At 42.0% G+C, this 26,116-nt stretch carries 32 protein-coding genes and 1 pseudogene; 17 read left to right on the forward strand and 16 right to left on the reverse strand.

Features of this window, described 5'->3' with window-relative positions; translation table 11 throughout:
• The first annotated feature begins 95 nt into the window (after nucleotides 1-95).
• The 7 genes from rpmI to EYR97_RS12600 all read left to right on the forward strand — a co-directional run bounded on the left by rpmI (nucleotide 96) and on the right by EYR97_RS12600 (nucleotide 6,968).
• Complete coding sequence (rpmI, locus tag EYR97_RS12570) at nucleotides 96-293, forward strand: 50S ribosomal protein L35 (protein WP_012518091.1); 198 nt, start codon at nucleotides 96-98, stop codon at nucleotides 291-293.
• Between the two features lie 18 nt (nucleotides 294-311).
• The gene (gene rplT, locus EYR97_RS12575) at nucleotides 312-668 is read left to right on the forward strand and encodes a 50S ribosomal protein L20 (RefSeq protein ID WP_012518092.1); all 357 of its coding nucleotides are present in this window, start codon (nucleotides 312-314) and stop codon (nucleotides 666-668) included.
• A gap of 333 nt (nucleotides 669-1,001) precedes the next feature.
• Entirely contained in the window at nucleotides 1,002-1,982 is a 981-nt protein-coding gene (gene pheS / locus EYR97_RS12580) for a phenylalanine--tRNA ligase subunit alpha (RefSeq protein WP_131094147.1), read from the forward strand.
• 14 nt (nucleotides 1,983-1,996) lie between these two features.
• The gene (pheT, locus tag EYR97_RS12585) at nucleotides 1,997-4,384 is read left to right on the forward strand and encodes a phenylalanine--tRNA ligase subunit beta (RefSeq protein ID WP_131094148.1); all 2,388 of its coding nucleotides are present in this window, start codon (nucleotides 1,997-1,999) and stop codon (nucleotides 4,382-4,384) included.
• Between the two features lie 3 nt (nucleotides 4,385-4,387).
• Nucleotides 4,388-4,687, forward strand: coding sequence for an integration host factor subunit alpha (gene ihfA / locus EYR97_RS12590; RefSeq protein ID WP_131094149.1), 300 nt, complete (start codon nucleotides 4,388-4,390; stop codon nucleotides 4,685-4,687).
• Nucleotides 4,688-4,801: 114 nt separating this feature from the next.
• Nucleotides 4,802-5,359 carry a hypothetical protein gene (locus EYR97_RS12595; protein ID WP_131094150.1) on the forward strand — a complete coding sequence of 186 codons (558 nt, stop codon included), beginning with the start codon at nucleotides 4,802-4,804 and terminating at the stop codon, nucleotides 5,357-5,359.
• Nucleotides 5,360-5,720: 361 nt separating this feature from the next.
• Nucleotides 5,721-6,968: a DUF563 domain-containing protein gene (locus EYR97_RS12600; RefSeq protein ID WP_131094151.1), complete on the forward strand. Its 1,248-nt coding sequence runs from the start codon at nucleotides 5,721-5,723 to the stop codon at nucleotides 6,966-6,968.
• A gap of 53 nt (nucleotides 6,969-7,021) precedes the next feature.
• Here EYR97_RS12600 and EYR97_RS12605 read toward each other — a convergent pair whose 3' ends face one another.
• A complete protein-coding gene (locus EYR97_RS12605; RefSeq protein WP_131094152.1) occupies nucleotides 7,022-7,417 on the reverse strand; it encodes a hypothetical protein in 396 nt (131 codons plus the stop codon).
• Nucleotides 7,418-7,586: 169 nt separating this feature from the next.
• Between EYR97_RS12605 and EYR97_RS12610 the strand changes: the two genes are divergently transcribed.
• Together EYR97_RS12610 and EYR97_RS12615 are read left to right on the forward strand one after the other, a co-directional pair.
• Nucleotides 7,587-8,114: a helix-turn-helix domain-containing protein gene (locus EYR97_RS12610; RefSeq protein ID WP_131094153.1), complete on the forward strand. Its 528-nt coding sequence runs from the start codon at nucleotides 7,587-7,589 to the stop codon at nucleotides 8,112-8,114.
• A 137-nt stretch (nucleotides 8,115-8,251) separates the two neighbouring features.
• Nucleotides 8,252-8,599 (forward strand): hypothetical protein, encoded by a 348-nt coding sequence (locus EYR97_RS12615; RefSeq protein WP_131094154.1) that lies wholly within the window; start codon nucleotides 8,252-8,254, stop codon nucleotides 8,597-8,599.
• A gap of 78 nt (nucleotides 8,600-8,677) precedes the next feature.
• On the opposite strand, the gene EYR97_RS12620 is transcribed toward EYR97_RS12615, so the two are convergent.
• Nucleotides 8,678-9,280, reverse strand: a complete 603-nt coding sequence (locus EYR97_RS12620; protein ID WP_131094155.1) for a hypothetical protein — start codon at nucleotides 9,278-9,280, stop codon at nucleotides 8,678-8,680.
• A gap of 298 nt (nucleotides 9,281-9,578) precedes the next feature.
• On the opposite strand from EYR97_RS12620, the gene EYR97_RS12625 reads away from it, so the two are divergent.
• From EYR97_RS12625 to EYR97_RS12645, 5 genes are all read left to right on the forward strand, one after another.
• On the forward strand, nucleotides 9,579-9,920 hold the full coding sequence (locus EYR97_RS12625) for a PadR family transcriptional regulator (protein ID WP_131094156.1): 342 nt from the start codon (nucleotides 9,579-9,581) through the stop codon (nucleotides 9,918-9,920).
• Nucleotides 9,921-9,968: 48 nt separating this feature from the next.
• Nucleotides 9,969-10,739, forward strand: coding sequence for a hypothetical protein (locus EYR97_RS12630; protein WP_131094157.1), 771 nt, complete (start codon nucleotides 9,969-9,971; stop codon nucleotides 10,737-10,739).
• A gap of 34 nt (nucleotides 10,740-10,773) precedes the next feature.
• Complete coding sequence (locus tag EYR97_RS12635; RefSeq protein WP_242635011.1) at nucleotides 10,774-11,664, forward strand: MotB family protein; 891 nt, start codon at nucleotides 10,774-10,776, stop codon at nucleotides 11,662-11,664.
• Nucleotides 11,657-12,445, forward strand: coding sequence for a motility protein A (locus EYR97_RS12640; RefSeq protein ID WP_131094158.1), 789 nt, complete (start codon nucleotides 11,657-11,659; stop codon nucleotides 12,443-12,445). The genes EYR97_RS12635 and EYR97_RS12640 overlap by 8 nt, the downstream gene beginning before the upstream one ends.
• 220 nt (nucleotides 12,446-12,665) lie before the next feature.
• Nucleotides 12,666-12,890: a hypothetical protein gene (locus tag EYR97_RS12645; RefSeq protein ID WP_131094159.1), complete on the forward strand. Its 225-nt coding sequence runs from the start codon at nucleotides 12,666-12,668 to the stop codon at nucleotides 12,888-12,890.
• Nucleotides 12,891-12,971: 81 nt separating this feature from the next.
• On the opposite strand, the gene EYR97_RS12650 is transcribed toward EYR97_RS12645, so the two are convergent.
• A complete protein-coding gene (locus EYR97_RS12650) occupies nucleotides 12,972-13,304 on the reverse strand; it encodes a hypothetical protein (RefSeq protein ID WP_131094160.1) in 333 nt (110 codons plus the stop codon).
• A gap of 75 nt (nucleotides 13,305-13,379) precedes the next feature.
• Nucleotides 13,380-13,940 (reverse strand): hypothetical protein, encoded by a 561-nt coding sequence (locus EYR97_RS12655; RefSeq protein WP_131094161.1) that lies wholly within the window; start codon nucleotides 13,938-13,940, stop codon nucleotides 13,380-13,382.
• A gap of 353 nt (nucleotides 13,941-14,293) precedes the next feature.
• On the opposite strand from EYR97_RS12655, the gene EYR97_RS12660 reads away from it, so the two are divergent.
• The gene (locus EYR97_RS12660; protein WP_131094162.1) at nucleotides 14,294-14,536 is read left to right on the forward strand and encodes a type II toxin-antitoxin system Phd/YefM family antitoxin; all 243 of its coding nucleotides are present in this window, start codon (nucleotides 14,294-14,296) and stop codon (nucleotides 14,534-14,536) included.
• Between the two features lie 6 nt (nucleotides 14,537-14,542).
• Complete coding sequence (locus EYR97_RS12665) at nucleotides 14,543-14,839, forward strand: type II toxin-antitoxin system RelE/ParE family toxin (protein WP_131094163.1); 297 nt, start codon at nucleotides 14,543-14,545, stop codon at nucleotides 14,837-14,839.
• A gap of 83 nt (nucleotides 14,840-14,922) precedes the next feature.
• Here EYR97_RS12665 and EYR97_RS12670 read toward each other — a convergent pair whose 3' ends face one another.
• The 11 genes and pseudogenes from EYR97_RS12670 to EYR97_RS12720 form a co-directional block, all read right to left on the reverse strand.
• Nucleotides 14,923-15,441: a YcxB family protein gene (locus tag EYR97_RS12670; protein WP_131094164.1), complete on the reverse strand. Its 519-nt coding sequence runs from the start codon at nucleotides 15,439-15,441 to the stop codon at nucleotides 14,923-14,925.
• Nucleotides 15,442-15,496: 55 nt separating this feature from the next.
• Nucleotides 15,497-15,940 carry a hypothetical protein gene (locus EYR97_RS12675; protein ID WP_242635012.1) on the reverse strand — a complete coding sequence of 148 codons (444 nt, stop codon included), beginning with the start codon at nucleotides 15,938-15,940 and terminating at the stop codon, nucleotides 15,497-15,499.
• Nucleotides 15,941-15,999: 59 nt separating this feature from the next.
• The gene (locus EYR97_RS12680) at nucleotides 16,000-16,254 is read right to left on the reverse strand and encodes a hypothetical protein (protein ID WP_131094165.1); all 255 of its coding nucleotides are present in this window, start codon (nucleotides 16,252-16,254) and stop codon (nucleotides 16,000-16,002) included.
• A gap of 154 nt (nucleotides 16,255-16,408) precedes the next feature.
• Nucleotides 16,409-17,011 carry a hypothetical protein gene (locus tag EYR97_RS12685; protein ID WP_131094166.1) on the reverse strand — a complete coding sequence of 201 codons (603 nt, stop codon included), beginning with the start codon at nucleotides 17,009-17,011 and terminating at the stop codon, nucleotides 16,409-16,411.
• An 88-nt stretch (nucleotides 17,012-17,099) separates the two neighbouring features.
• Nucleotides 17,100-17,534, reverse strand: coding sequence for an N-acetyltransferase (locus tag EYR97_RS12690; protein ID WP_131094167.1), 435 nt, complete (start codon nucleotides 17,532-17,534; stop codon nucleotides 17,100-17,102).
• A gap of 117 nt (nucleotides 17,535-17,651) precedes the next feature.
• Nucleotides 17,652-18,101 carry a DUF2059 domain-containing protein gene (locus tag EYR97_RS12695; RefSeq protein ID WP_131094168.1) on the reverse strand — a complete coding sequence of 150 codons (450 nt, stop codon included), beginning with the start codon at nucleotides 18,099-18,101 and terminating at the stop codon, nucleotides 17,652-17,654.
• Between the two features lie 15 nt (nucleotides 18,102-18,116).
• Nucleotides 18,117-18,479: a hypothetical protein gene (locus EYR97_RS12700; protein ID WP_131094169.1), complete on the reverse strand. Its 363-nt coding sequence runs from the start codon at nucleotides 18,477-18,479 to the stop codon at nucleotides 18,117-18,119.
• Between the two features lie 271 nt (nucleotides 18,480-18,750).
• The gene (locus tag EYR97_RS12705) at nucleotides 18,751-19,323 is read right to left on the reverse strand and encodes a hypothetical protein (RefSeq protein ID WP_131094170.1); all 573 of its coding nucleotides are present in this window, start codon (nucleotides 19,321-19,323) and stop codon (nucleotides 18,751-18,753) included.
• 114 nt (nucleotides 19,324-19,437) lie between these two features.
• Nucleotides 19,438-21,279: an ATP-dependent endonuclease gene (locus EYR97_RS12710; protein ID WP_131094171.1), complete on the reverse strand. Its 1,842-nt coding sequence runs from the start codon at nucleotides 21,277-21,279 to the stop codon at nucleotides 19,438-19,440.
• 216 nt (nucleotides 21,280-21,495) lie between these two features.
• Nucleotides 21,496-21,964 (reverse strand): annotated as a pseudogene (ybaK, locus tag EYR97_RS12715) (Cys-tRNA(Pro) deacylase).
• Nucleotides 21,961-24,294, reverse strand: a complete 2,334-nt coding sequence (locus EYR97_RS12720; RefSeq protein WP_131094172.1) for a penicillin acylase family protein — start codon at nucleotides 24,292-24,294, stop codon at nucleotides 21,961-21,963. The pseudogene ybaK and the gene EYR97_RS12720 overlap by 4 nt, the downstream one beginning before the upstream one ends.
• Before the next feature lie 98 nt (nucleotides 24,295-24,392).
• On the opposite strand from EYR97_RS12720, the gene nagZ reads away from it, so the two are divergent.
• Nucleotides 24,393-25,430 (forward strand): beta-N-acetylhexosaminidase, encoded by a 1,038-nt coding sequence (gene nagZ, locus EYR97_RS12725; RefSeq protein WP_404840967.1) that lies wholly within the window; start codon nucleotides 24,393-24,395, stop codon nucleotides 25,428-25,430.
• A 128-nt stretch (nucleotides 25,431-25,558) separates the two neighbouring features.
• Here nagZ and EYR97_RS12730 read toward each other — a convergent pair whose 3' ends face one another.
• Nucleotides 25,559-26,074: a cob(I)yrinic acid a,c-diamide adenosyltransferase gene (locus EYR97_RS12730; RefSeq protein ID WP_131094173.1), complete on the reverse strand. Its 516-nt coding sequence runs from the start codon at nucleotides 26,072-26,074 to the stop codon at nucleotides 25,559-25,561.
• Between the last annotated feature and the right edge of the window lie 42 nt (nucleotides 26,075-26,116).

Here is a 26,116-nt window from a genome sequence, read left to right on the forward strand (position 1 = left end):
AATCTGCACCCTGAAACACCTTGCTGCAAATATTAACCGGTATCAGGTGACTGCACACCAAAAGTACCGATATTAAACAATGCGGAGTTTTAGCAATGCCTAAAATGAAAACTGTAAGCGGTGCCGCCAAGCGTTTTAAGAAAACGGGTTCTGGCCGCTTTAAAAGCAAACAGTCTCACTTACGTCACATTTTGACTAAGAAGAGCTCTAAGCGTAAACGTCACCTTCGTGGCAAGAAACTGGTTCATGATTCTGATACCAAATTGGTTCAGCGCATGTTGCCTTACGTATAAGACTTAGGAGACTGATTAATGGCTAGAGTAAAACGCGGCACTATCGCACGTGCTCGTCACAAAAAAGTCCTCAAGCAGGCAAAAGGTTATTACGGTGCTCGTTCACGTGTTTATCGCGTAGCGGTACAAGCCGTAACTAAAGCTGGTCAATATGCTTACCGTGACCGTCGTCAGCGCAAGCGTCAATTCCGTCAATTGTGGATTGCACGTATCAACGCTGCTGCACGTCAAAATGGTATGTCATACAGCCGTTTCATCAACGGTCTGAAGAAAGCGTCTGTTGAAATCGATCGTAAGATCCTTGCCGACATCGCAGTACATGACAAAGCAGCTTTCAGCGCACTAGTCGAAGCGGCTAAAGGCGCATTAGCTTAATTATTAACTAATTAAGTTTAAGTTCTTTCGGAAAAAGGCGAGCAGGATGCTCGCCTTTTTTCGTTTTCTCGTCTCTATTTTCTTCAAACGCTTAGACAACGTCTTTTATACCAATCCGTATAGGAGTCTACCCTCTCAGAGTGGGTAAACTTCTATGCGGACTGGTATTAAATACCATCTTTTACAAGAAAATTTGTCAATATCAGTTATCTAGGGTAGCCCTTATATTAGTCAGTCGTGTAAACTACTGCCTTTATTTCAGGCAAGCCTTAGCGCACAGAATAATTCTCCCTATGCTTTGGCCATGCAGTCATCATGTAAATTGAGGAAAACATGGAGCTTGACGCTATTATCAATCAGGCACAGAGCCAGATTGACGCTGCACAAGATGCAGCCACACTAGACCAAGTCAGGGTCGAATTCATGGGTAAGAAAGGTAAATTAACCGACTTACTTAAAGGGCTAGGAAAGTTATCTAACGAAGAACGTCCAGCCGCGGGACAAAAGATTAACGTTGCAAAGCAAACTATTCAGCAAGCCATCTCGGCAAAAGGCGAATTGTTGCGCACGGCTGAGCTAAACAAAAAGCTTGCTGAAGAATCTGTTGACGTTACTTTACCAGGTCGTACCGAGAAGCCGGGTAATTTACACCCTGTTAGCCGCACTATAGCGCGCATCGAATCTTTCTTCGGTGAGTTGGGCTTTTCGGTGAAGACCGGCCCTGAAATTGAAGATGGTTTCCACAATTTCGACGCGCTGAATATTCCTGCGAATCACCCAGCACGTGCCGATCACGATACGTTCTATTTCAACCCAGATATGATGCTTCGCACCCAAACTTCAGGTGTGCAAATTCGTACAATGGAAGCAGAAAAGCCACCATTGCGCATTATCTCTCCGGGTCGTGTTTATCGTAACGACTACGATCAAACGCACACGCCAATGTTCCATCAGGTAGAAGGCTTGATGGTAGATAAAAACGTTAGTTTTACTGATCTTAAGGGAATTTTGCATGATTTCTTGCATCATTTCTTTGAAGAGTCACTTGAAATTCGTTTCCGTCCTTCTTACTTCCCTTTCACTGAGCCTTCAGCTGAAGTAGATGTAATGGGTAAAAACGGTCAGTGGCTAGAAGTATTGGGTTGCGGAATGGTACACCCGAATGTACTTAAAGCGGTTGGAATTGACCCAGAAGAATACACTGGTTTTGCCTTTGGTATGGGCGTAGAGCGTTTAACCATGCTGCGTTATGGTGTTAACGACTTACGCGCGTTCTTTGAAAACGATCTTCGTTTCCTTAAGCAGTTCAACTAAGGCAGAGAGTACACATGAAATTCAGTGAAAAATGGTTAAGAGAGTGGGTTAACCCGTCGCTGTCGGCACATGAGTTGTCTGAACAGTTGAGCATGGCTGGCCTAGAAGTAGACGGCGTTGAACCAGTAGCAGGTGACTTTAAAGGCGTGCTAGTAGGTGAAGTGGTAGAGTGCGGTCAGCATCCTAACGCCGATAAACTTCGCGTGACAAAAATTAATGTAGGCGGTGATGAGCTACTCGACATCGTATGTGGTGCGCCAAACTGCCGCTTGGGTATTAAAGTAGCTGTTGCTGTTGTTGGTGCAGTACTGCCTGGCGACTTTAAAATTAAGAAAGCGAAACTACGTGGCGAGCCTTCTTTTGGTATGTTGTGTAGTTTCTCTGAGCTAGGTATTAGCGATGATCACGACGGTATTATCGAGCTACCTGCCGATGCGCCAATTGGTGTTGATATTCGTGAATACCTTGGCCTTGACGACAATGCCATTGAAGTTGATTTAACACCAAACCGTGCAGATTGCTTGGGTATTCGCGGTATTGCTCGCGAAGTTGGTGTACTGAACAACCTAGACGTATGTGAACCACAGGTTGACGCGGTTGAGGCAACTATTGACGACAAGCTAACCATTACATTAAGCGCAGACGATGCGTGCCCGCGTTACTTAGGGCGTGTGGTTAAAGGTGTTAATGTAAAAGCGGCGTCACCACTATGGTTAGTAGAAAAGCTACGCCGTTGTGGTATTCGCAGTATCGACCCTATTGTTGATGTGACCAACTTTGTATTACTTGAGCTTGGTCAGCCAATGCACGCGTTTAACCTTGCCAGCATCGAAGGCAATATTAATGTGCGTATGGCTAACGAAGGTGAAGCACTTACGTTACTTGATGAAACCGAAGCGAAATTGCAAAGCAATACGCTGGTTATCGCCGATGACAACAAAGCACTAGCCATGGCGGGTATTTTCGGTGGTCTTCACTCTGGTGTGACTGAAGAAACACAAGACATTTTGCTAGAAAGTGCGTTTTTCAGCCGCGATGCCATTATGGGTAAAGCGCGTCAATATGGATTGCACACAGATGCATCGCATCGTTACGAGCGTGGTGTTGACCCACAACTTCAACGCAAAGCCATGGAGCGTGCAACCGCATTAGTTCTTGAAATTTGTGGTGGTGAAGCAGGCCCTGTGGTTGAAGCTGTAGCTGAAGATAAGTTACCTAAGCAAGCTACAGTAACATTACGCCGTGAACGTCTTGCCCGTGTACTTGGTATCAGTATTGATGATACGAAAGTAACGGAAATGCTTAACCGTTTAGGTTTAGACGTTACGCAAACCGACGCTGGCTGGGAAGCTAATGCACCAAGCTACCGTTTTGATATCGCAATTGAAGAAGATTTAATTGAAGAAATTGCTCGAGTTTACGGTTACAACAATATTCCAAACGTAGCGCCTACAGCAACGTTGGCGATGTTGCCTTCGCAAGAAGCAAAACTTCCGTTAGACACAATGAAGTCGTTGCTGCTTAGCCGTGGATATAACGAAGCGATTACTTATTCATTTGTTGACCCTAAAGTGCAAAATGCGTTATTTCCAGACGTTGCCGGTATGGTATTACCACACCCAATTTCTGCTGATATGTCGGTAATGCGCGTAAGTTTATGGCCTGGATTATTAGGTGCAACAGCTTACAATCAGAAGCGTCAGCAACAGCGTGTACGCTTGTTTGAAACAGGATTACGCTTTATTCCTCAACAAGATGCGCCAAATGGTGTATTGCAACAACACGTAATTGGTGGTGTAGTAGCAGGGCGTCGTAACGAAGAACATTGGGACATGGGTGACAGCCCAGTCGATTTCTTTGATGCAAAAGCTGACGTTGAGGCTCTGTTGGCTCTTACTGGTAAAGCCGGTGAGTTCCAGTTCGTAACAGGCGAGCATAGCGCGTTGCATCCTGGTATGACTGCAAAAATTTTGCTTAATGATGAAGAAGTTGGCTATATTGGTGCTATACATCCACAATTTACTAAATTGTTGGGTGTTAACGGTCGCGTATTTGTGTTCGAGTTGGTGGTTGACGCCATTGTTGAGCGCAAACTACCGTCGGCAGTACCGGTATCGCGCTTCCCGTCGAATCGCCGTGATATCGCAATTACGGTAAAGGATGAAGTGCGTGTAGGAAATATACTTTCTTACATAGAAAAAATTGGCGTAAATCAACTAGTTGCTCTAAACTTGTTCGATGAGTACAAAGGCAAGGGAATTGAACCTGGTTACAAGAGCCTTGCATTGTCACTACATTTACAAGATCCGGATAAAACCTTAGAAGAAGCTGAAATTCAGCAAGCTGTAGATACTGTGGTTAAAGGTCTGGAATCTGAGTTTGGGGCCGCGTTAAGAGAGTAAACTATGGCATTGACCAAAGCCGAGATGGCTGAACACCTATTCGAGAAATTAGGCATCAACAAGCGTGATGCAAAAGATCTGGTAGAGCTTTTTTTTGAAGAAATTAAAAGCGCTCTGGAATCTGGTGAGCAAGTAAAACTGTCAGGTTTTGGCAACTTTGACCTGCGTGATAAAAATGAACGTCCTGGCCGTAACCCTAAAACCGGTGAAGACATTCCTATCAAAGCACGCCGTGTGGTGACATTCCGCCCAGGTCAAAAATTGAAAAGCCGAGTGGAAAACTCTGCACCTATCGACCAATAACATATTGGTCGTTACAATATGATAAAGAGCGAGGCCTTCTCGCTCTTTTCGTTTTGTGTCTGTTTTTAGGCGTATTCACGCCGATACAATCCTGCGTTACCTTTGGAGGGAAGTGTGAAAAAAGCACTTGTTGTACTCATTTTTATTGCCATTACACTTGCCGGTTGGTTTATCTACTTGTCATATGAGGCCAACACACGAGATGAACAAGCCGCTGAAGTACCACTTATTACGGTAATGGAAATTTTGCATGCCAGCGACTTGCAACAAGGTGTTAAATTGGCGGTAGAGCAAAATAACGAATCAGCGATCAATGAGTGGGTAGAGCAGGCACTACAGGTAGCGCAAGCGGCTAACTTGTCAGCGCAAGATATTCGCTATTTGCAATCTAAAGCAGCCAAAGAGTACTTAATTTTTAATGCAAAGCGCCAGCTGTATAACGACGCGTTTGAAGCGCGTTATTATGCATTAGAAGAAGTAGAAAGCCTTAAAGCGCAATATCCAGAAGCCAAAGATTTGTTTGCCCGTACCGATGCGCTTATAAAAAAACGTGACGCCATAATTGAACAAATTGCCGTTGCACTTTCAGGTAGTGAAACTCCAGATAGTGCGGCATTAGAGGCCGCCCGACAGCAGTGGTTATCGCAAGCGCAGCGTTCACAGACTGACTAATTTTATTCAAAAATATAAACAGAGTCGACCCGCGAGCCTGACTTTGTTTTTAGCCCCACTACGTTGGAAAACGTTTAGTTGAGCTTTCCGGTAGAAGGGCAGTTTATTGTTATTGAATAGCAGTAGAGCATTTCTGGTACACATCGGAAGTCTCAATAGCAGCAGGGCATTTTAGGCTAGGATATATTAAGCACTTTGTGTTAACGATGGACTACGCTAAAGGCCATGTTCATATTTGATTACCTGAAGAAGGGGAGTAGTTCGGCCAACTCACTAACACTGTCACCAAATAGCTTGGTAGCAGTTGTTTATACATAAGTGAATATTGTTTTTTTAATATCGTAATAAGGAACTAAATTTAATGGACATGGATAGGTTGACTGTATTAAACAAGCACAACGAACCAAGCTACGGAAACCCTCAAGAAGTTTTAGGTGAGGTAGTTCAAGAATATGATACAACTACAATTCGTGAATTTGTTTCAGATTCAAAAGCGAAAGATAACTTCTCCCGTCCCGCGCTACCCAAAGAGATTTTATTCCCAGCTATAAACATAAGAAAATTAGACAATGTTTATGTTTATGATGCATTCCTAACTTTCGATGAAAGTCATATATATTCTGACTCCTCTATAATAGGTGGCTTGGAGGGAGGTAGTGATGACGCAATACTCAAGTGGGCTAAGCAGAAGCTTAAATCGTCTTCCAAAACGGTCTCCTTTGAGCATTCTTCCGAATCGGTATTAGTCATCCATAACGAAGGTGGTGGCACTTGGGGTCATCACTTAATTCAAAATTTTCCTAAAATTCTCTTCGCGCAAAAGTATTTTCCTGAAATGAAAATCGTTCTTCCTAAAATATTCTGCAATCCTAATTTGAGTCGTGGAAAGCTCTTGGATATTTACGGTGTGAATAGGAATTCCTTGGTACCTGTAGATCCTACGGTTACCTACGCTTTTAAGTCTGTCTATATACTCGACTTTTTGTTTGACCCGACAAGTGCATTCATCCATCCGTGGGCTTTAGCAGCCCTTAAGAATACTCAACCATGCTTTGAGGCTAGCTTTACTAGTAAATGGTTTTCTCGACGACTTGGTAAAAGAGCGATATTTGACCCGATAAAAGCATTTATCTATCCATGGGCATTAGCAGCCCTTAGAAATATTAACTCAAGCTTTAAAGAGAACTCTACTAGTAAATTGTTTGTACGACGCCTAAGCAAAAGAGCAATAGAAAACCAAGTTACTATTGAAGATTGTTTAGAAGAAAGTGGATTCTCGGTCATCACACAAGGTCACAAGAACCTTGAAGAGCAGATTGAACGTTGGAGTGTAGCTGATATTGTTGTTTCTACATTAGGCAGTGACTTGAGTAACTTAATTTTTCTTAAAGAAAACTCATCAATAATTTCTCTTTCACCTGATTGGTTTGGAGATATGTTTTTTTATAATTTAGCCTATGCAGCAAAACTAAACTGGTTTGAAATTAGGTGTGGTGAAGTAGGAACGCTCAGTAGTAGCTCTCACCGTTTCAATAACTTCTTTGTGAACAAAGAATTATTAGCTAATACTGTTAAACGTGTTGAAGCACTTAATGACACTGAGAGCTAAATATCTTTTGATACTTAGCTCCCATCTAAAACGTAGTGAACCCGCTATTTCTATCATAATTTTTTAGTTTTACTTTTCGACTGGCGAATAGCCAATAAACCATTGCTTTCCTCTTTTGCTATTCTCTCTGCAACAAGCCTAATACGTTGATGCTGGTCTACGTTACAGACTACGCGAGATAGGTGATCTCCCTCTAATTTAGCCAGTAATCGTACACTCGCAGACATACCATCTTTATGGTGTAAACGGCTGGCATTTGGTTGCCATTGAATACGCTTTCGCACAAAAGTAACAGCGTCATCTCCGTACGTTTCATTGATGGCGTTAACACATATTGCTGACGCTTGTTGTTTCAACTCAAGCCTATTTAGTGTTTCTGCCGCGGTTATACCGCTTCCCATTAAGCCTACCAACAAAGCTGCGATTTTTAGTGGTGTTGACGATTTCATATATCCTCCGATACGACGATTTACTTTTATGAACCCAATGTGCCCTGAAACAATTTCATAAATGCACTTTAATTAATTCATGGTTTCATAATGGAACTCTAATTATGGTTGCAAAATGGAACCTGTCAAGTAAAATAATAAAAATAGATTATTTGGAGTGTTCAGATTTATGCGTTGGGAAGAAGTGAGTACTCAAGCCTGTTCCATTGGAAAGGCATCATCTGTGTTTGGCGACCGCTGGACGCTTCTAATCGTTCGTCAGATATTTTTTGGCTTAAAGCGCTTTTCAGAAATTCAGAAATCGTTAGGGATAACAAAGCATCGACTGACAGACAGATTGAATAGACTGATTGAAGAAGGCTTAATTTATAAGCACTTGTATGATGAAACTTACAATCGTTACGAATATCTACTAACGGAAAAAGGGCTGGATTTGTACCCCGTACTCATTGCGCTTGGCCAGTGGGGTGATAAGTGGATGAAAGATTGTGATGGCGTACCCATTGAGTACGTTCACACCAACTGTGGCAAAGTAACCAAGCCAACATTAAGTTGTTCTTGTTGTGGAGAACCTCTGAAGCTCGGTGAGTTTTCTTTGAAGGTTGGGCCGGGTTTGTGCGAAAAGCATAGCCGAGGGGAACTAGAAGGTGCAGATAAAATGATTTATGAAAAAATCAGCGAGTCTGAAACCAAGTAGTTTGTGATTACAGTTTGTGTTTACAGTTTTTGTTGATTGTTTTTTAAAGATTACTTGTTCTTTTTTTATAATTGGTTAATGCTTGAACAGTTCGTCAGGTTGACGGCAATACTAATTACAATAATTAAGGAATAACGATGAAAAAACACCTACTGACACTCAAAGTCGCTTTGGTTCTAATGGCAGCACCACTAAGTTTTATGGCATCTGCGGATGACCATGTTGAAATGGATACTGAGTCTTTCTCAACAGAAGCTTATTGTTTACTTCAAAAGGAAGGGGTTGATCCTCGGTACCTAAAAGTTTACGCGGAAAAACTGGGCGCAAAACCAACGCGCAAAATATGTAGAGCATTTGAAGAGTTCGCTGAAGAAGTTACACCTAAAGACTGGGATTACCCACAAGGTCGACCTTATCCAGGTAGTGTAATTAGGCTAACTCAATCGCAAATTGACAAAATTAAAGCAGCTAGAAACGAGAACTAAGTTCTACTTGTTTATACATGCAATAAATCCCGCTTTCAGCGGGATTTTTGCTTTTACCACGTCTTATTCATATGCGAGTTAGTCATTTTCACTTAATGCCAAACCAAACTCGACTAGTAGATTATCGAGTATTTGTTTGTTTTTTGGGTTTAATACTGTTTCATAAACCCATGTGTAGTAGCCGTTGGTAGAAAGGTTTTCACGGGCTTCTTCCTCACCAATAAGTTTTGTTAGTGCGACGTACTCTAAATAACATACGACAATATGCGTTAAGGTACTTCCTTCACCTTTACTGCCATATGGGTAGCCTGTTTTCACGTTTGGAAAAAAAGTTTTTATTCTGGCGCGAAATGCTTTCTTAGTTGGTTTGCCGTTAATAATTACATGCCAGTGAAATTGCTCATGAAGATAACTAGAGAGCAATTTAACCTTACTATTTAAATATTCTTGTTGGGTGCTCATGGTTAGAACTGGGTGACTATGAGGCGTTTTTGCACCGTCATCAACGTAAATTTTTTCAGTGTAGACCCACGGTGCAAGGTTATATTTGACATGCAGCGACTCTAAATCTGATTTGATTTTTATTTCGTCTTTACTTCCGTTTACCGCGGTAATTGATACCTGAGCTTGTGCAGAGAATACGCAAAATAAACAAATAGCAACAATACGTTTTATATACATTATTACTTCCTTGAGTGGGCGTTTGATGCACCTATATCAGCACCGTCGTAGTTCCAATAGTTGTAAACCGCCAATACTACGATTAACGTTTAGTAGGTTACTGTGTGCTTAAAACTTTTAAATTTATCACTTAAACGACATTGTTTCTAAACTAAATTAACGGGTTTTAATACCAATCGTGCACGGGGGTTAGTGTTAGTACTTTTTATTGGTAATTACTACAAAGTAGTAAAAATAGTTGCTTGTCATAACTATTAATACTACATTGTATGAAAATTAAATTGACGTACTTTGGCAAATGGCTGACAACGAAAAATTTCTAGGTGAATTTGAGCAAATGACACTGCTGGCTATTTTACAGCTAGGGGAGGGCGCTTATGGCGCAAGTATTCGTCAATTGTTACATGAAAAAATTGGCCGTGATGTGTCTTTAGGCGCTTTGTATGCAACCATGGAACGAATGGAAAACAAGGGTTTGGTAACGTCTACATTGGGTGAGTCGACGGCTCAACGCGGTGGCCGACCTAAGCGATTTTTTGTGGTAACAGCAAAGGGACAAACTGCACTTAAACGTGCCCGCGACGCCATGAATACCCTTTGGCAGCACGTAGCCTTGTTGAAGCCCGTGCAGTCAATTTAGCCAGACAACATAGCGACATAATATAGCGACATAATAGAACCACATTCAATGAGTAAGCCTTTAAATATGCCTTCAAATAAGCCTCCACTTGTTACACGTTTCCTCTGTGTATTGCTCATCAAGGTATATGGACTGTGGGCAGGCGACAACATACTTGGCGATATGCTAGAAGAGTTTGATAAGCGTAAGCAAACCTCTGCTTTTGCGGCAAGGTTGTGGATAGCTTCGCAATACACGCGAACCTTATGTACTGGTTTATGGCGACAATGCACAACATCTGTTGGTATTAGCCGCATAGTAATGCTTGCTACCTTGCTTGTTCTGCCACTTTTAGTTGGCCTTGTGGCGTGGTTGTCTAATATGGATACCACTACGACCCAATTGTGGGAAATGGTATTAGCGGGCGAAATGCATCGCATTTTGTTTGTTACTGAGTATTGGCAAGACCTGCCATATGCACTAAGCCAAGTTAGCGATGTCGATATGTTTATTAACCCTAAGTCTGCTTTATGGGCATGCGCGGCAATGGCTGCTGTAAATTGGATACGCAGTAAAACGACTACGCCATTATCACTATGCTGCGCACTGGCGCTAGTTTTAATGGTAGCGCCTTATATTATAAGCCTTGTGTACCTACAAACCGCACAACCTGTACCTAAGCAAATAGGCCCAATCATCGCGTTTTCGCTGTTTACCATTTTCTACATGTTGCCAATGATGGCGTACTGGTTACATCGCCAAGCTAAACAGGAAATGAACGAAAGGCATAAAGTAGAAGAGAGTCAAGTGACTGATGACGAGCGATTTTTCTGTGAATAGCTTTTAATGAATAGCTTTTAATGAATAGCTTTATATGAACAACTTGATGGACAGCAATGAACTGGTTGCAGAAACAGAAAAGTCAGAAGATCAACAAGGTTGGTTAGCCACGTTTGCCGACTTAATGTCGCTGCTTATGTGCTTTTTTGTATTGTTGCTGTCGTTTTCAGAAATGGACGTGATCAAGTTTAAGCAAATTGCCGGTTCGATGAAAACCGCATTCGGCGTACAGCGTGATGTTGAAGCTGCGGATATTCCCAAAGGCACCAGCATTATTGCACAGGAATTTAGCCCAGCCATTACTGAGCCCACACCCATAAACGAAGTACAACAACAAAGCAGCACAGAAGAAGCGCGCCACTTAAGTACAGAAAACCCTACGCTCGACCGACTAAACGACAACACCGGCAGGAAAAAAGACGAACACAATCCTGCCTTTGTGGAATTACAAGCCCAGCTTGAGCAAAGCTTGGCTGAGCAACTGGCGTCAGGTACGTTTGAATTAGACAACCAAGGCCAGCAGTTAATCATTCGCATAAACGAGCGGGGTGGGTTCGCATCGGGCAGTGCGTACTTACAGCCAACTTTTCGACGCCCGCTTCAACGGGTAGGTGAACGCCTTGCTGATATTCCAGGCACTATAGAAGTAGTAGGGCACACCGATGATCAGGTGCTAAAGAACGAAATGTTCTCTGACAACCTAGAGCTGTCTGCTATGCGGGCAGTGGCAATTGCTCGAGTGCTTAAAACAGCTGGCAAGCTGCAATACATACACGTTAAAGGGCTTGCCGATGCTGAGCCCTTGGTAGAAAACAGCAGTGAAGAAAACAGAGCACGCAACCGCCGAGTGGAAATTATTGTTCGTCAGGGTAGGGCTAAAGTGAAAACACTATCGCTAATTAAACAAGGAGCTAACCGTGGATAAAGGGTCGGTTATTGGTGTACTTCTTATTATCTTTGCCATCATTGGCGGTATTATTACTGGCGGAGAAGGCATTGTTACCTACATAAACCCGTCTTCCATTGCCATTGTGGTTATTGGCACTATTGGTGCGGTAATGATGAGCTTTCGGCCCAGCGATTTTTTTAACGCGCTACTTAGTACCGTGCATGCCTTTAAAGGCAATACCCATAATGTTGAAGATACTATCAACCTGTGTATTCGATTGGCAGACAAGTCTAGAAAAGGCGGCTTTTTAGCGCTAGAAGGCGAGCAATACGACGACCCATTCGTTGCCAAAGCAATGGATATGCTGGTAGACGGTTACGACATAGAAACTGTTTCTGCACTGCTTAATAAAGAAATTTACCAAACCCGCGAACGAAACCAAACGGCGGTGAAAGTAATGACCACGTTTTCAGAGTTTGCCCCGGCAATGGGCATGGTGGGTACACTTATTGGGCTAGTGGCCATGTTGCAGAACATGGATAACCCAGATGCCATAGGCCCAAGCATGGCTGTGGCTTTACTTACCACGCTTTATGGTGCATTAATTGCCAATGGTATAACTACACCGTTGGCAAAGAAACTAAGTGCCCGCAGCAACGAGATTTTACTTCATCAAACCCTAGTTAAAGACGCCGCTATGAAGATTATGCAAGGTGAAAACCCCAAGGCGACATTCGAATTTCTACAAACTTATGTAGATACCCATAAGCGTAAAACCATTGATGAAATGAAGGAAATAATTGCCGCTGGGCCCTAGCTTATTCAATAGTCTATTAAATAGTTTATTCAATACCTTTAAGCAACTAATAATGGCCTAGAGCAGAGCGCGCACTTGCGATAATCAGGCTCATACATTGTTAAGCATTGATGAAAAGATTTTATCTTTTAGAACAAAAAAATTAGCTTTTTAAAAAGGCAAAGCAGGCGCAATATCCAACCCGTAAAATGTTTACACATAACGATATTACGAGGTAATTATGAAGGGTTTAAAGTTGGTTGGTATAAGCGCGTTAACATTTTCTGTAATGGCAACTGCACAAGAAGCGGCCCCTGCGGACCTAATTGCTGAATTAACACAATTTTGTACAGAAGTTGCCGAAGATGAAGGCACAAAAGGTATGGCGTTAAACGAGTTCTTGTTGCAGTGTGTTAACGACGAACTCGACTCTGAAGGTTACGCCACGCTAACATCACTTAACTAAGTGATATAAGGCAATAGCGTTTCTAAAAAAGCCTTGCTAAAAGTGGCAAGGCTTTAAGAATACCCAGTACAGTGCATACTTTTAACGTTCGAAAAACGCGTCTACCAAATCGGCAATAGCTTCGTCTAGTTCTTCTTCAAACTCTGCAAAATCTATATTGAAACTGTCCATGTATTTAGCGGCATTGTCGCGAGATACCACGGTATTTTTTATCTGAAATTCAACTTCGGGCAGTGACTTGTCGTAACGCGGTTTAAACGTCCAGCGCAAACAATGGCCGTGTTTGTCTTTAAGCTTTTGCTTTGCAAAAACACAAAAATCTTCCACATAGTCCATACCTTGTGGCCCAAGGCAGCCTGGCTCTATGCGATACAGCACCAATAATTTTTTGTACAGCGGCAGTCGAGATTCCATTTTTGACGTCACATTACCTAAAGAGGGTAGTATTGAAAATTTTTAGCGCAGAAGCAAAAGTTTTGCGAGGTTTCATTAACTTCTCTTGCGCACCAAATTCAACAGTATATTGACGAAGAGTAATACTAATATTCCCCAAATAGCGTAATCAGAAGAGGGCAGTGTTAATTCTGCATTTACTCGTTCCTCAAGCGCTTCTTCCTTTGCTTTTTTATCGCGATACAATTCTTCATAAGGAATTTTTTGATTAGCACTTAGCCCTTTCATTTCACGATAATAGCGTTCGTATACAACATCAATCGCTCTTCCCGTTGGAAGTATTCTTGTTTCATACAGTTCAAGTGCTTTCTTCTTGTTTCCATTTATAAAATGAGCTTGAGCAGCTGTGTCTAAGTGAGCAATCTCATTCGATAACTCCAAAGTTTCAGCTAGAAATTCATAACCTTCTAGCTTTTGCTTTCGCTCAACGTAACCCCACAAATAACTGTTTACTTTCCTAATATCGCTTTGGCTAACATTCTTTTGTCCTGAGTCCATAGCAGAAGAAATACTTGCAACGTCACCCAAAAAACTAAACCATCCTGCATTAGCGCTTAATGGGATAGTAAGACATAATAAAATTAGTATTTTTTTCATTTTGATTTCCATACGTTCTGAAATGTATATTGTGAAGGCAGTCACAATAATCCTTGTTTTAGTGTTTACCTCTAGTCTTTTATCAATTAACTCTTTATCTATAAAAGTTCGGCAGAAACCATAGCTAATTCGTTGAAGACCAATTTATTTAGAAGGTAACACAAGCAAACATAACATGATTTTTGTACAGGTGGGTATGTATTAAGTGCTTTATGTGGTTGATTTTTAGTAAGAATGAAATGCCAATTGTGCCCAATTAGCTGCGTTTTGTATAAATCGCACGATTTAATCAAATTGACCATTTTGTGTGAACAGCTATACTCTAACTGCTATTCCAAATTTGGAGATTGATCATGCAAACCTTAACAGCAAATGATGCCAAACGTAATTTTGGTGAGTTGCTTCTAAGCGCCCAACGAGAGCCTGTAAAAATTAGTAAAAACAGCAAAGACGCCGTAGTCGTGATGTCGATTAAGGATTATGAAGCGCTAGAGGCCATGAAAACTGATTACCTTAGACAGTGCTTTGAGTCTGCTAAACAAGACTTGGCACAAGGTAATGCGGTTGATGGAGAAGACTTTTTAGACGCCTTATAACCCGTTATGCAAAAGAGTAGATATAAACTAAGTAAATTAGCACAAACTCATTTACTTAAAATAAAAAACTATACTGTTAACAATTTCTCTGCTTCGCAGTGGATGAGCTACAAAGATACGCTACTCAATGGGTTTCAAATGCTCGCTGAGAATCCGGCTGTTGGTCGCAGTTGCGATGATGTATACCCAAGCGGCTTCTATTTTCCAGTAGGCAAACATACAGCATACTTTACAAAAGAAGATGGCTTCATTTTAGTTGTTGCCGTATTGGGTCAATCACAACTTCCTCAGAACCATTTGTAATTACCACCCAAAGCTACAATTAGTTTGTTCAATGCTATATTAATTTGGAGCAGAGTATAAACAAACATAGCATCGACTCTAAGTTAATCAGAAGGGGGCGACTTATTCGTTAATAAGAAATCGTTTAATGCCGCCTTAGCTGCATTAAAGGTATCTTCCCCTAATTCTCGTTTTGGAATAACAAACGCCGTAAGTGGTGTGTTGTAAATGAATATATAATTTTCATTGCCATCTATTTTCTCAAGCGCCTGCCAAGTGCATTGGCTGCTGCTGTTTTCAGTTGACTCACTGATACCGGAATCGGAAATGGTGATCTTATGCTCGCAGAAAACCTCTTTCTGGTTTACTTCGGCACACTTCTTCGCATACCGTTTGTACGCGAAAAATGACCACAGATATGATACTAAAGCACCGATTGTGCCCCCAATGTAATAGATGTCTTCTTCAGATGTGAATGCAAGTAGGGAGAAGGCGAGTAACAAGAAAAGCGGCGATACATACAGGCTCATAACCTTACGCTTTTGATAATCTTGGTTATTAGCCAGATGATGCTCGTTGAATGCGATTAAATCGCCCTTTGTGTTTGTGTATGTAATTTCCATAGAACGTCCTTGTGTGATCAATGTGCTTTCAGTTTTGGCTAAATTGATTTGGTAATTAATTAAATACGTTATTGATTTTTTCTTGGTCGAGGTATTTCTCGAACGCACCAAGTGATTGACCAACACTAGGCTCTGTCATTAATTCTTGCATTGCAACCTGACCTACAATTTCGAACGCTTGCTCGAATGCAGCTGCACCATTCACCTTTGCAGCTGCTTTAGCTTGTTCAGGGCAGTTTTCTATTAATAGGCGTGTAACTAATTCGCCGACAAATTTGTTTGAATGATCAAAATCGGATTCTGATACATTTGAAAAGGGTTCTATTAAACTGTGCGAAGACATGCCAAGAAAAATCCATTTGGCTAAATTCTTACGTTCTTTGCCGTTCAATGAGTCTGTAAGACAAGTTCCTAATTGCAGCGCTTCTTCTGAGGCGCTTACCATCCCCGAACTGATGAGCATGGAAGATATGGCTATTACCTTAGCTACTGTATTCACTGATAGTTTCTCCGTTTTATATTAATTGTTCCGTTCACTGGATTGTTAAGTGTTGTGACTTATTGCGTAACCATATAAGTCTCTACAGATAGTAGCCAACCCTTTTTGTGCATACATGCCACAACAAATGCATATTGGATATCATGGCTTGGCATTTGTGTATCAATCAGGTGTGCTTTTATCTCGCTCTTGCAAAGTTCAAAATCCTCTTTAGCACCTGCTATATTACTATCAGTAGGGGGAATGTCTGCGTTCTTAACCCAATAGGTAACGTAGCCAAAGTAGTCGTAATTATCCTGATAAGAAAAATTCAATTCTGCTTCATTGGAGTTGGTGGAAGTGCAACCACAAAGAACGGTCATAAATAAAATGCACAAATATCGGTTCATTCTCAACATTACATTGTATGAAACGAGTGTGAAGGAAACACTCGTTTAGTGTTTGTGAAAGGAGAGTAACAGCGCGGTGTCAGCTCCCTTTAGCTATCTGAGCGACAATGCTATTTAGAATTTTCGTTATTGCATTATTTCTTGATACCAAACCGTTACACGTTTTCATCCCATCAGGACACACTGGTATCTCAGCGGCTCGTATCGAGTATTTGTTGCCATCAATGCTTCCTTCAAAAGTACCAATAAGCATATTAAAACGTTCTGGGTTTTCTTCAGGCGTATACATTGTGAATTTGTCAGTACTCTCATTGCACTCTACCAGCGACCAGATAGGACCTCTATAAATGTTTCCCTCTCGAAGTTGATACTGCATGTTGTTATAAATAACAAAGTTGTCGATAACTAAGCTTTTGGCGTTTGGAAATAGCCTGCCAATGTGAGATTTTAAGAATTCAACCTTATCTGGTGTTGTCCACTCATCTCCGAGCCGTTGAATTCCATAGTCACAGCTGGTAATTAGATAAGAGAGCATTTCTGTTTCTTTTTGATCCAATGGCCTTTTGTCGATAACTTCTAGAAGAACATTGGTCGACGGTTGAACATCGAGTTGCGTTGGCTGAAAACTTACACACCCAACCAACATAAAAGTAATCGCTACAAATACTGCATAATTCTTCAAAATTTAAATTCCATTTAGGTAACAAAGGCCAGCGGTGAACACATGCTATTAGATGATACCTGTTATTGAATGGCAAGGGTAATAATCCCTAAGGGGATTCGGGCTTGAATTGCATATGATATTCATACATATCTTCACCAACAATCTTAAATCCCAGTCGTAAATACAGTTGTAATGCAGGGTTTTCTTTTAACACTGTGAGTGACACTACTTTTGACTGCGCACTGCTTATTACCTGCTGAATGATGGTTCGCCCATAGCCTTTGTTTTGATGGTCAGGGTGTATTTGAACTTGCATTATCTCAACTTCGAGTTCAGTTGACTGGTATTTGAGCGTGCCAATTAGCGTGTTGTTAAAATGCACCAAGTACGAACAGTGGTATTTATCATCAAGCCTAAATTCATGCTCTTTATCTGACAAGAATTGACCAGACCTTTCTAAATGCTCAACCATAGTTAACTTGCGTAGAGCGAGTAGGTAATCTCGATCACATTTTGTTGCTTGTTGAAAATTAAAGTTCATTGGTTTCCTGTAAGGCAGCAAGGCAGTAAGGCATCATTGAAGGGTTAAGAGTTGTTGGCAACACTTCGGGACGTAGAAGTAAAAGCCAATTGTTTTTCGTTTTGCTTCATTAGTTTTTTATAAATCTTTTTTTGTGTTTATCATTTCTTCTAGATGTGGCGATACAGTTATCATATATCTGTGACCCGCAGCAATGAACTCTTGGTTAATTAGAGGTTGCAGGCTTTTCAGTTTTTTTCCGGTTTGTGTTTCGTAGAACGAGGGATCACTTCCGGTTCTGTAAAACCCGATAAGCTCTTCGATTTCGTCAGCGGTAAACTTTGATTCATATATAGGAACAAGTGACTCCCTAATTTGTTTCCATGCAAAATACGTTGAGGCCCACTCTTTAACCGTTTTCTCGTGAGCAGCTAACTTTGGATCTAGTGCAATAGTTATAGCCGCCATCTTTTCCTGAGATTGGGCAAAATATGCCTTAGCACCATTTGCTTCAAGCAGCGCATAAATCTGGGTGTTAGCCAGAGCTATACTGGACATAAGGGTTAATAAGAGAACTATATATTTCACCGCAAACTCCCATAGTTAACTAGTAAAAATGATCACTAGCCCGATGCAAATTAAAACAGTCAAAAGTAAAATGATTAACTTTTGATTATCTTCAATTTTATACAATTGTTTTTTCAACTCTTCTGAAACATCATGAACTATCTTTTTATCTGTGTTTTCAGTTGTAGCTATTGTTATGTAATTAGCGGCAACACTTAAAGCGACAAACACAAAAAATATATTAAAGAATACTATTATCTGAGCAAAAGATTCTATTTGCTCTCTATTTGCTTCAAGTACATGAATTTCTAATTCATCATTGCTCAACTCAATTTTATATTGTATTTCAGCAACAAGGCTATCTGCAGCGGAATCAAGTTGATTAAATAAGATCGACAATAATGCTCCCCAGAATAGTAAAAAGAAAGCAGTCCAAAGAAGAGTTGGTTTGTTTTTATTTTTGCTTTTATAGAATGTGAATATTGTCCATGGAACAAAACAGGATATAAAAAACAATAATATCGATATTTTAATTAGAGTTGGATCGCTAATTTTCTATCTCCATGTAGGGCAACCTCCCTAAGCAAGGGCTGTAACAGCAGGCTATACTGCGGAAAAAAGTGGCGTGAGGCTACGTGTTAGTGTCCCGCTGCCTTGGTTTGTTAGTTGTCTATTCCACATTATCCGGGGGATAGATCTCTACCATGATCGTATTGTCTGGAGCGTTTGATACTCCAATTTTTTTACCTATTACACCCCAAGTTTGAAGTGTCATTGTTTGCAAATTATTATAACCGAGCTGTTTTAATACTCCCGCAACTTGGTTAGCGAGATTCGTTGTTTCTTTACACCCCGGAAACCCAATCGTAATGTGTGAACGGTTTATTTTATCTGAGTATTTAACGCTAAATTTTTCAATTTCTTGTTTCAAATATTCAGCGTCACTTTGAGTGAATTCACGTTGCTTTAACCCAGTGTACTGATCTCCAATCTGTCCATTATTAGTACCAGTATTTACATTCTTTCCTGTAATAGTTGGCTGAGGGGCGGGGATGGATTCACTGGGTGGTGGCTGAGTTGCATTTACTTCAAACCAAAGAAATTTTGCATGCTTTCCTTTTGCCCGATCAATTTGATATTGAATAAAAAGTATAACTATCATAGCAGCAACTAATGCTAATAATCCGAGTGTGATCATCAGTAATAGATTACTTTCCAATATTTTCTCTAAAAGCTTATCCATGTCAAAATTTCCTCTAGGCAATGGTCTTACCCACTAAAAGTGAACGTGTGCCATGTTTGAGCGAAGCGAGTTCGGCACATGTTTACGAATCCCTCTTGAAGCGTTTGTTAAGCCTCAGTCTGCAAGTGCAGATACTTTCATGTGTAATTCTACAAACTCATCAACCTCTCCGTTGAAAAAAGTTTCTCGCAGCTCTTCAAATGTTAAAGATGAAAATAGCTTGTTTGCTATTTTTTTACCACCTAAGGCACCTGCTAAACCATTAGATTTTGATAATGCCTTAACGTCACACCAGTCGGTAAAAACGAGATTTGCGCCCGGAACTAAGCGTTCAATACCAGCTGAAGACATATAATTTTCTATTTCTCTCTTCTTAGATACCGTAAAGTTCTCGCCTTCCACAAACCCATACTCTGCCAATTTTTCAGCATTTGGAGATGCTTCATCTTCTGAAGTTTTGTCAGAGTCTAAGAAAATGAAGAATGGCTTATTCAAAGTTTGCAGCAAGTCTAGTGTTACCCAATGCTTGATGCTGCCACAACCACCAACAGGGATAGTAACGACGCCTAGATCAGCAAAGTTTTGTTCAACTATTCCATTGTCTTTATATGTATTGGCTAGATGATCGAAAGCAACGCAATCGTCTATGCCTTCGACAAGAAGAAAGCACTTTGTGTTGTCGAACAAAGAAATAAATTGGTTGTCGATTGTTATTCCTAGATCGCTCGCAATACCAGAGTGGTCATTTACACTCGAATCACATGTGTATGAGCCTGCCTCTTTATATACCCTATGCAAGTCAGATTTTTGAGTTTTCGAAACAATTACAGGAGAGTGCGTTGTTAAGAAAACTTGGTAACCTGAAACCGAAATGTCATTTAGCTTTTCGAATAGGTTTTCTTGCGCAGAAGGGTGAAGAAATGTTTCAGGTTCTTCAAAACCAAAGATGATATTTTGAATTTCACTAGAATTCTGCTCAGCGAGATACTCAAAATAAGCCATCATTGTAATTCTTCGGAAGCCGTCCCCTCTTGCTGAAAGAGGCACTGAACCATTTCCGTTATCGCTGTCAAATGTAGTAGTGATTAACTTACTCCAATCAAATTCAACGTTTGCATGAACCTGTTCACTTTCAGGGACTACAGCATTGATTTTGCTTGTAATAGCAGACAGAACTGTTTGTAAATGCCCTTTTACCTTGTCCTCAAGCTCTTCAGTATCCACCTGTTCCTGAATGACTTTAAACGCCATATCTTTAAAGTATTTCTGTATAGTTGAATCACTTTCTGACAAAGGGGCGTCCGCTACAAAGTATTCAAACCTAGGCAAGCATGACTTAATAGCGCTCTCTGTCTTTTTAAGGCGAGATGTACCTGAAGTCGGTAGCTTCTCTGAAATATACGAAGACTCATCTCCACGAGCGATGAAGAACTCTCGAAGTCTATTTCTTTTCTCTGCATTATTGTGGGCTTCACCAGTGTCTGGGTTTGTCATTAAACCTGGTTCCGCTTCTAACCCATTATCTCGGCATAGCTTTATGAGCTTAGCTTCCGTAAGTGAAAAGAAATCTAGCTCACCAAATGAGAGTCTTTCTACAAAATATTCGGGAGAAATTTTACCTGATTTGGTTCCATCCCATCTTTTTTTGAGGTGTAAGTAACCATCACTGTTAACTAAACCTTCAGCTTCAAAAGTCGTGGTAGTATTTTCATCAATAACAATTTGCGTATGATTCGGGCAGAAGTAAAGTTCGATTACAGAAAATTGTTCTGTTGTGTTATTTAAATATTCTGCTTGATACTGCTTTGAATTTATAAAAAGATCTAAGGCTTTCAATACAGTTGACTTGCCCGCATCATTTTTACCAACGATAACATTGAAATCTTTTGCAGGTATTTCTACTCGCTCACTAATACCTTTAAAGCCACTAATCGCAATTTTTTCTAACTTTATCATTATTCCTAATTCCAACTGATGAGGCTTAACAGTTTACTCGTCCCCAAACTGGTCATTATTGCCAAACCAAAACAGGGCTTTTGTTTTTAAATATTCATTAATCAACCCACAATAACCCATTGTCAAAACAAGTAATATCATCGTTTGGTGCCTTTTTCACAAAAGGTAAAAACACCAAATCGGGTTGTAGGTAAATTTGGTGCTTTTCACAAACTTCTAAATCGCAATACCCGCAAACTTCCCACGGGTTAGCTGGACTAAATCTTTAGGTGAAAGTTCTACCTCTAAACCGCGCTTGCCTGCACTTACATAAATAACTGCTTGGGGTTCGGCGGTAGCATCTAACACAGTGGGCAGGCTTTTCTTTTGACCTAATGGGCTAACACCGCCTAGCACATAACCGGTAGATGCCATTACTGCATCGGCTTGTGCCATCGCTACTTTTTTCACCCCTAGGGCTTTTGCCATCTTTTTTTCGCTTAGCTTTGTGTCTACTGGCACTATGGCTACGGCAAGTTTGCCCAGCTCGTTACTCACAACCAGTGTTTTAAACACACTGCTGGCGTTTAAGTTAAGCTTTTCTACCGCTTCTAAACCGAACGATGCCGCATTAGCATCGTGTTCGTATTTAAGCACCTTGTGTTGAACGCGTTTTTTTTAGAAGTAAGGTTATTGCTGGTGTCATTCGTTTTCTTTTTTATAAAAAAGGCGAGTATGTTCTATTTCGCCCGGCAGTAATGGGGTGGCCGCATGGGTGGCATAATCGTTAAACCCTTGCGTAAAATAGTTTGATAGTGGGTGGCCCGATTGGCCGCCAGGCAATGTAAGTATGGCGTTGTCTAAATGTCCTGGGCTTACAAAAAAGCGTTCAGACGCGCCAAACGTGGGCGCTTGTACCGCTGGCATGTAGGTGTCGCCAAATCCATCTACCTTTGCCATGTTAAGGTATTTGCCTACCACAGGAATGTTTGCGGCAAACGGGTGCTCTACGGTTAATGTGTTTACATTACCCCAGCGAAGCAGGTCCATGTCGGCGTCTACCGGTGAGTATTTATCTAATAACTTGTGCTTGGCCCGTCGGTAGGCGTCTACCAATAGTTCGTCATAGCTTTCTGTATTGTCAGGCAACCAACTTTCAGGTTGGCTGTATATTAGCTGCCAGACGGCGGGCTCTATACCGCGTAAAAGCGTACGGCTGTTTATGCCTTGCTGATCAAGCGTGCCTAAAATGCCACCAAATAAGGTTTGCACTACTTCACGTCTAAAGTGTTTCACTAGGGTGTAGCCCACCGAATCGGCGCAGGCGCATTCACCCCATGTATTTAAATAGGCAATGTCGGGCTTAAACTCTACATTTTGTAGCGTTAACAGGCCCAGTAATAAATCGTGCCATGGCGTTAAAAACGCGGCGTGGTTGTCTAGCTGAATGGCATAAAAATCGTTTTCGGTGAAGCTGTCTTTTTCGAACAATCGGTCGCGAATTTGCTTTCCTCGTGCTCCTAATGCGTAACCGCCATCACCTAAACGGGGAATATCGCTGGCTGATATAACGCGGGCATTGGCCGTCCAAATTCTCTCTGAGCTGGGGTTTGAAACCACAGGCAGTCGCTTGGCTTTTTCAGCGGGCACTACGTCTTGCTCAGAAATAGCGGTAAACGACGCTTTGTCGCGCTGCATTACCGCACCGGCGGGTAACCATGCTGCGCTACCTTGTGCATCTACCACCACCATGTTTTGAGTAGGTATGGCAATGGTTTTACCTATGGCAATGGCGTCTTTTACGTGTTTCGCACCACCAAAATTAACAATGCTTAAGTTGGCAGCAAAGGGATGATGCGCCACCCAGTTTAGGGCGTAGCGCTTGCCGTTTATGGCTTTAACAGGGCCGAACTTGCTTACTTCTATGGTGTGCGTGTACTCAGAGTCGGGCAGGGCAATTTTTTGTATATAGGTTTGAGTAGGGGTATTTTCGTCTAGTTCTACCCAATCTACATTATCTAAATTGGCGTTAGTGAAGCCCCACGCAATATGATTGTTAGTACCTACTACTATGCCGGGCAAACCGGGTAGCGACACACCGGTAACTTGTATGTCTTCACCGGCTTCTTGATAGTTTAATTGTGCTCTGTACCAAATAATGGGTACGCGCAAGCCAAGGTGCATGTCGTTAGCTAATAAGCCTGCACCGGTTTGGGTTAATTTTCCGGTTACGGCCCAGTTGTTACTGCCAATATCCGGCAGCTCTGTGCCATTGTATGTTGAGTTTGCTAATTTGGCCAAATGCTGTAACGCGCCATCAACTTTAGCATTCAAATATTCAGGGTAGGGCGGAACGGGCTGCGTGCTTGGTGGTATTTCACTGCCATCTAACGCCGCTTGGTGATGGCTAGGCTGGGTAATAAAACGGTAAATGTCTTCGCCAAAGGTTTCTACCAGAGCTTGTCGCGCCATGTCGATGTCTATCTGAGAACCCTGTAAATCAAGGTACATGCTGTAAATAACCAAAATACTGTCGGTAGGACGCCATTGCTGAATGTCTACACCCGCTGCTAAGTATTCAAAAGGCGGTGTGGTAAATTCGTCTAGCGCATCGTTTACACCGTGGGCATAGCGTACCAACAGGTCCTTTTGGCGTTCAGGCAAGTTGTTAAACACCACGAGTGCTCGTTGCTCGAACTGGTGAAAGCTTACTCGTTTGTCTAGCTCTAACGCTCGTTTGCCAACCCATTGTGACAATCCACCCGACGCTGAACGCCGTTGTAAGTCCATTTGAAAAAAGCGGTCTTGGGCATGGGCAAAGCCAAGGGCATAGGCAGCATCGGCTAAATCGTCGGCATGAATAACGGCTTGGCCTAGCGCATCACGCTGAAGCGAGGTGTTGTTTTCTACGTGAAACGTGTGGCTATTGCCGTCTAAGGTAGGAAGGCTAAGAGTTAGTGTGAAATACAGTGCTGCACCAATGGCCAGTAATAGAATTAAAGTCCCTGCAAGCAACCACTTGATCCAATTTAGCACGTGTAATACTCCCTTTTTTTCTCTATCCTAACCACAGATGTAGTAAATTTGAAGTGATGTTTTATGACACAGTTGCAGCTGTCGCTAAAGGAGGGCATGTGGGCCCGTTAATGTTGGATTGTCAGGCCGAAGAATTATTGCCTGAAGAAAAGGAAAAGCTTGCACATCCTGCGGTTGGGGGCTTGATATTATTTACCCGCAATTTTTACGATAAAGCGCAGCTAGCTGCACTGGTAAAAGACATACGCGCCAGCGCTAAACAGCCCATTGCCATAGCGGTAGATCACGAAGGCGGGCGCGTTCAGCGTTTTCGCGAAGGCTTTACTGCCATTCCTGCAATGGGGGATATTCTTAAAAACACGTCGGACAACGCCAGCAGCGAAGCTTACGCTAAAGCGTGTGGTATTGCGCTGGCTTACGAGCTTAAAGCGCTGGATATCGACTTTAGCTTTGCCCCTGTACTTGATATTAACGGCCCGTCGCAGGTTATTGGCGACAGAGCCTTTGCCGAGCATGCCGACGATGTTATCAGGCTTGCCAGCTGCCTAATTGACGGGCTAAGTACCGTTAACATGCCTGCTATTGGTAAACACTTTCCTGGTCATGGCAGCGTGGTGCCCGATTCTCATATAGCGCTACCGGTTGATGAACGTAGTTTTGACGAGATTGTCGCCACCGATATGGTGGTGTTTAAACAGTTAATTGCGCAAAGCAAACTACATGGGGTAATGCCTGCCCATGTGATTTACAGCGAAGTGTGCAGTCAGCCTGCGGGGTTCTCTTCTCATTGGTTGCAGCACGTCTTGCGCAAAAGTTTGGGCTTTACCGGCGCTGTATTTTCTGACGATTTGTCGATGCACGGCGCAAGCGTTGCAGGCGGTTATGTAGAGCGCGCACAAGCAGCGTTAGACGCAGGGTGCGATATGGTACTTGCGTGCAACAATGTTGAAGGTGCGGAAAGCATTATTGATGGGTTAGAGAGACGAGTGTTCCACGCCCACCCTGAAGATGTTAAAAAAGGTGAGCGTGTATTGTCGTTACTTAGTAGCACACGTTCGTCTGATGGCGAACTTGCAGGGCTTAAAAGCACGTATAACAATGCTGTTACGTTAATTAATAAGCTGCGCAAAGACTAAATAATACTTGCACTTCAAGGCTAGTGTTACGCCTTCAAGCAAGGACCCCGTTTACTGGTTTTGTTTTGCAAATTGGTATGCAGGTGTACAGGTATGGGTTATACGGGTTTAGCCTATGTAGGTTTCGCTTATACAGGAGCTTCGTCAACGCCGGCTTCTATATTCACAAAGCGCGCAAAGGTGAACAGAAAGTCACTTAAGCGGTTTAGGTAGGCGTAAACCACTTCGGGTACGTCGTGATGTTTGGCCAAACTTATCACCGCGCGCTCGGCTCTGCGGCAAACGGCTCTGCAAACATGCGCCTGCGCACCAGCGGTACTTCCACCGGGTAACACAAACGACGTATTAGGCGACATTTTATTGGTTAAGGTGTCGATAAGTGCTTCAAGTGAGTCGATGTCGTCTTGCTGCAAGGTAGTGCTTGCTGAAATAGCAAACCCGGCCTGAAACAGTTTGCGCTGCACATTGTGCAACATGTTTTTGTGTTCAGCCTTTACCATGGTACACAGCAGGCCAATGTGGCTGTTTAGCTCGTCCATTTCGCCATAGCTTTGTACTATTAAATCGTCTTTGTCTACACGAACGGCTTTGTCTACATAAATTTGGGTACTGCCTTTATCACCCGTGCGCGTGTATATCTTCATGTATTTGTTTGTCCTTTCGAATCAACGCTGTTCTCGTTTCTC

Origin of the sequence: Alteromonas sp. KUL42 (genome assembly GCF_006538325.1) — a bacterium.
In the GTDB taxonomy this organism is placed as follows: domain Bacteria; phylum Pseudomonadota; class Gammaproteobacteria; order Enterobacterales; family Alteromonadaceae; genus Alteromonas.

What these genes read in the sequence shown, in the direction of transcription:
- EYR97_RS12625 (WP_131094156.1), top strand. Translation starts at nt 9,579, where the DNA reads ATGGCTGACAACGAAAAATTTCTAGGTGAATTTGAGCAAATGACACTG.
- ihfA (WP_131094149.1), top strand. Translation starts at nt 4,388, where the DNA reads ATGGCATTGACCAAAGCCGAGATGGCTGAACACCTATTCGAGAAATTA.
- EYR97_RS12650 (WP_131094160.1), bottom strand. Translation starts at nt 13,304, where the DNA reads ATGGAATCTCGACTGCCGCTGTACAAAAAATTATTGGTGCTGTATCGC.
- EYR97_RS12630 (WP_131094157.1), top strand. Translation starts at nt 9,969, where the DNA reads ATGAGTAAGCCTTTAAATATGCCTTCAAATAAGCCTCCACTTGTTACA.
- EYR97_RS12615 (WP_131094154.1), top strand. Translation starts at nt 8,252, where the DNA reads ATGAAAAAACACCTACTGACACTCAAAGTCGCTTTGGTTCTAATGGCA.
- EYR97_RS12635 (WP_242635011.1), top strand. Translation starts at nt 10,774, where the DNA reads ATGAACAACTTGATGGACAGCAATGAACTGGTTGCAGAAACAGAAAAG.
- EYR97_RS12670 (WP_131094164.1), bottom strand. Translation starts at nt 15,441, where the DNA reads ATGGAAATTACATACACAAACACAAAGGGCGATTTAATCGCATTCAAC.
- EYR97_RS12610 (WP_131094153.1), top strand. Translation starts at nt 7,587, where the DNA reads ATGCGTTGGGAAGAAGTGAGTACTCAAGCCTGTTCCATTGGAAAGGCA.
- EYR97_RS12620 (WP_131094155.1), bottom strand. Translation starts at nt 9,280, where the DNA reads ATGTATATAAAACGTATTGTTGCTATTTGTTTATTTTGCGTATTCTCT.
- EYR97_RS12730 (WP_131094173.1), bottom strand. Translation starts at nt 26,074, where the DNA reads ATGAAGATATACACGCGCACGGGTGATAAAGGCAGTACCCAAATTTAT.
- EYR97_RS12600 (WP_131094151.1), top strand. Translation starts at nt 5,721, where the DNA reads ATGGACATGGATAGGTTGACTGTATTAAACAAGCACAACGAACCAAGC.
- rplT (WP_012518092.1), top strand. Translation starts at nt 312, where the DNA reads ATGGCTAGAGTAAAACGCGGCACTATCGCACGTGCTCGTCACAAAAAA.
- EYR97_RS12660 (WP_131094162.1), top strand. Translation starts at nt 14,294, where the DNA reads ATGCAAACCTTAACAGCAAATGATGCCAAACGTAATTTTGGTGAGTTG.
- EYR97_RS12645 (WP_131094159.1), top strand. Translation starts at nt 12,666, where the DNA reads ATGAAGGGTTTAAAGTTGGTTGGTATAAGCGCGTTAACATTTTCTGTA.
- EYR97_RS12705 (WP_131094170.1), bottom strand. Translation starts at nt 19,323, where the DNA reads ATGGATAAGCTTTTAGAGAAAATATTGGAAAGTAATCTATTACTGATG.
- EYR97_RS12605 (WP_131094152.1), bottom strand. Translation starts at nt 7,417, where the DNA reads ATGAAATCGTCAACACCACTAAAAATCGCAGCTTTGTTGGTAGGCTTA.
- EYR97_RS12665 (WP_131094163.1), top strand. Translation starts at nt 14,543, where the DNA reads ATGCAAAAGAGTAGATATAAACTAAGTAAATTAGCACAAACTCATTTA.
- EYR97_RS12655 (WP_131094161.1), bottom strand. Translation starts at nt 13,940, where the DNA reads ATGAAAAAAATACTAATTTTATTATGTCTTACTATCCCATTAAGCGCT.
- pheS (WP_131094147.1), top strand. Translation starts at nt 1,002, where the DNA reads ATGGAGCTTGACGCTATTATCAATCAGGCACAGAGCCAGATTGACGCT.
- rpmI (WP_012518091.1), top strand. Translation starts at nt 96, where the DNA reads ATGCCTAAAATGAAAACTGTAAGCGGTGCCGCCAAGCGTTTTAAGAAA.
- EYR97_RS12710 (WP_131094171.1), bottom strand. Translation starts at nt 21,279, where the DNA reads ATGATAAAGTTAGAAAAAATTGCGATTAGTGGCTTTAAAGGTATTAGT.
- pheT (WP_131094148.1), top strand. Translation starts at nt 1,997, where the DNA reads ATGAAATTCAGTGAAAAATGGTTAAGAGAGTGGGTTAACCCGTCGCTG.
- EYR97_RS12690 (WP_131094167.1), bottom strand. Translation starts at nt 17,534, where the DNA reads ATGAACTTTAATTTTCAACAAGCAACAAAATGTGATCGAGATTACCTA.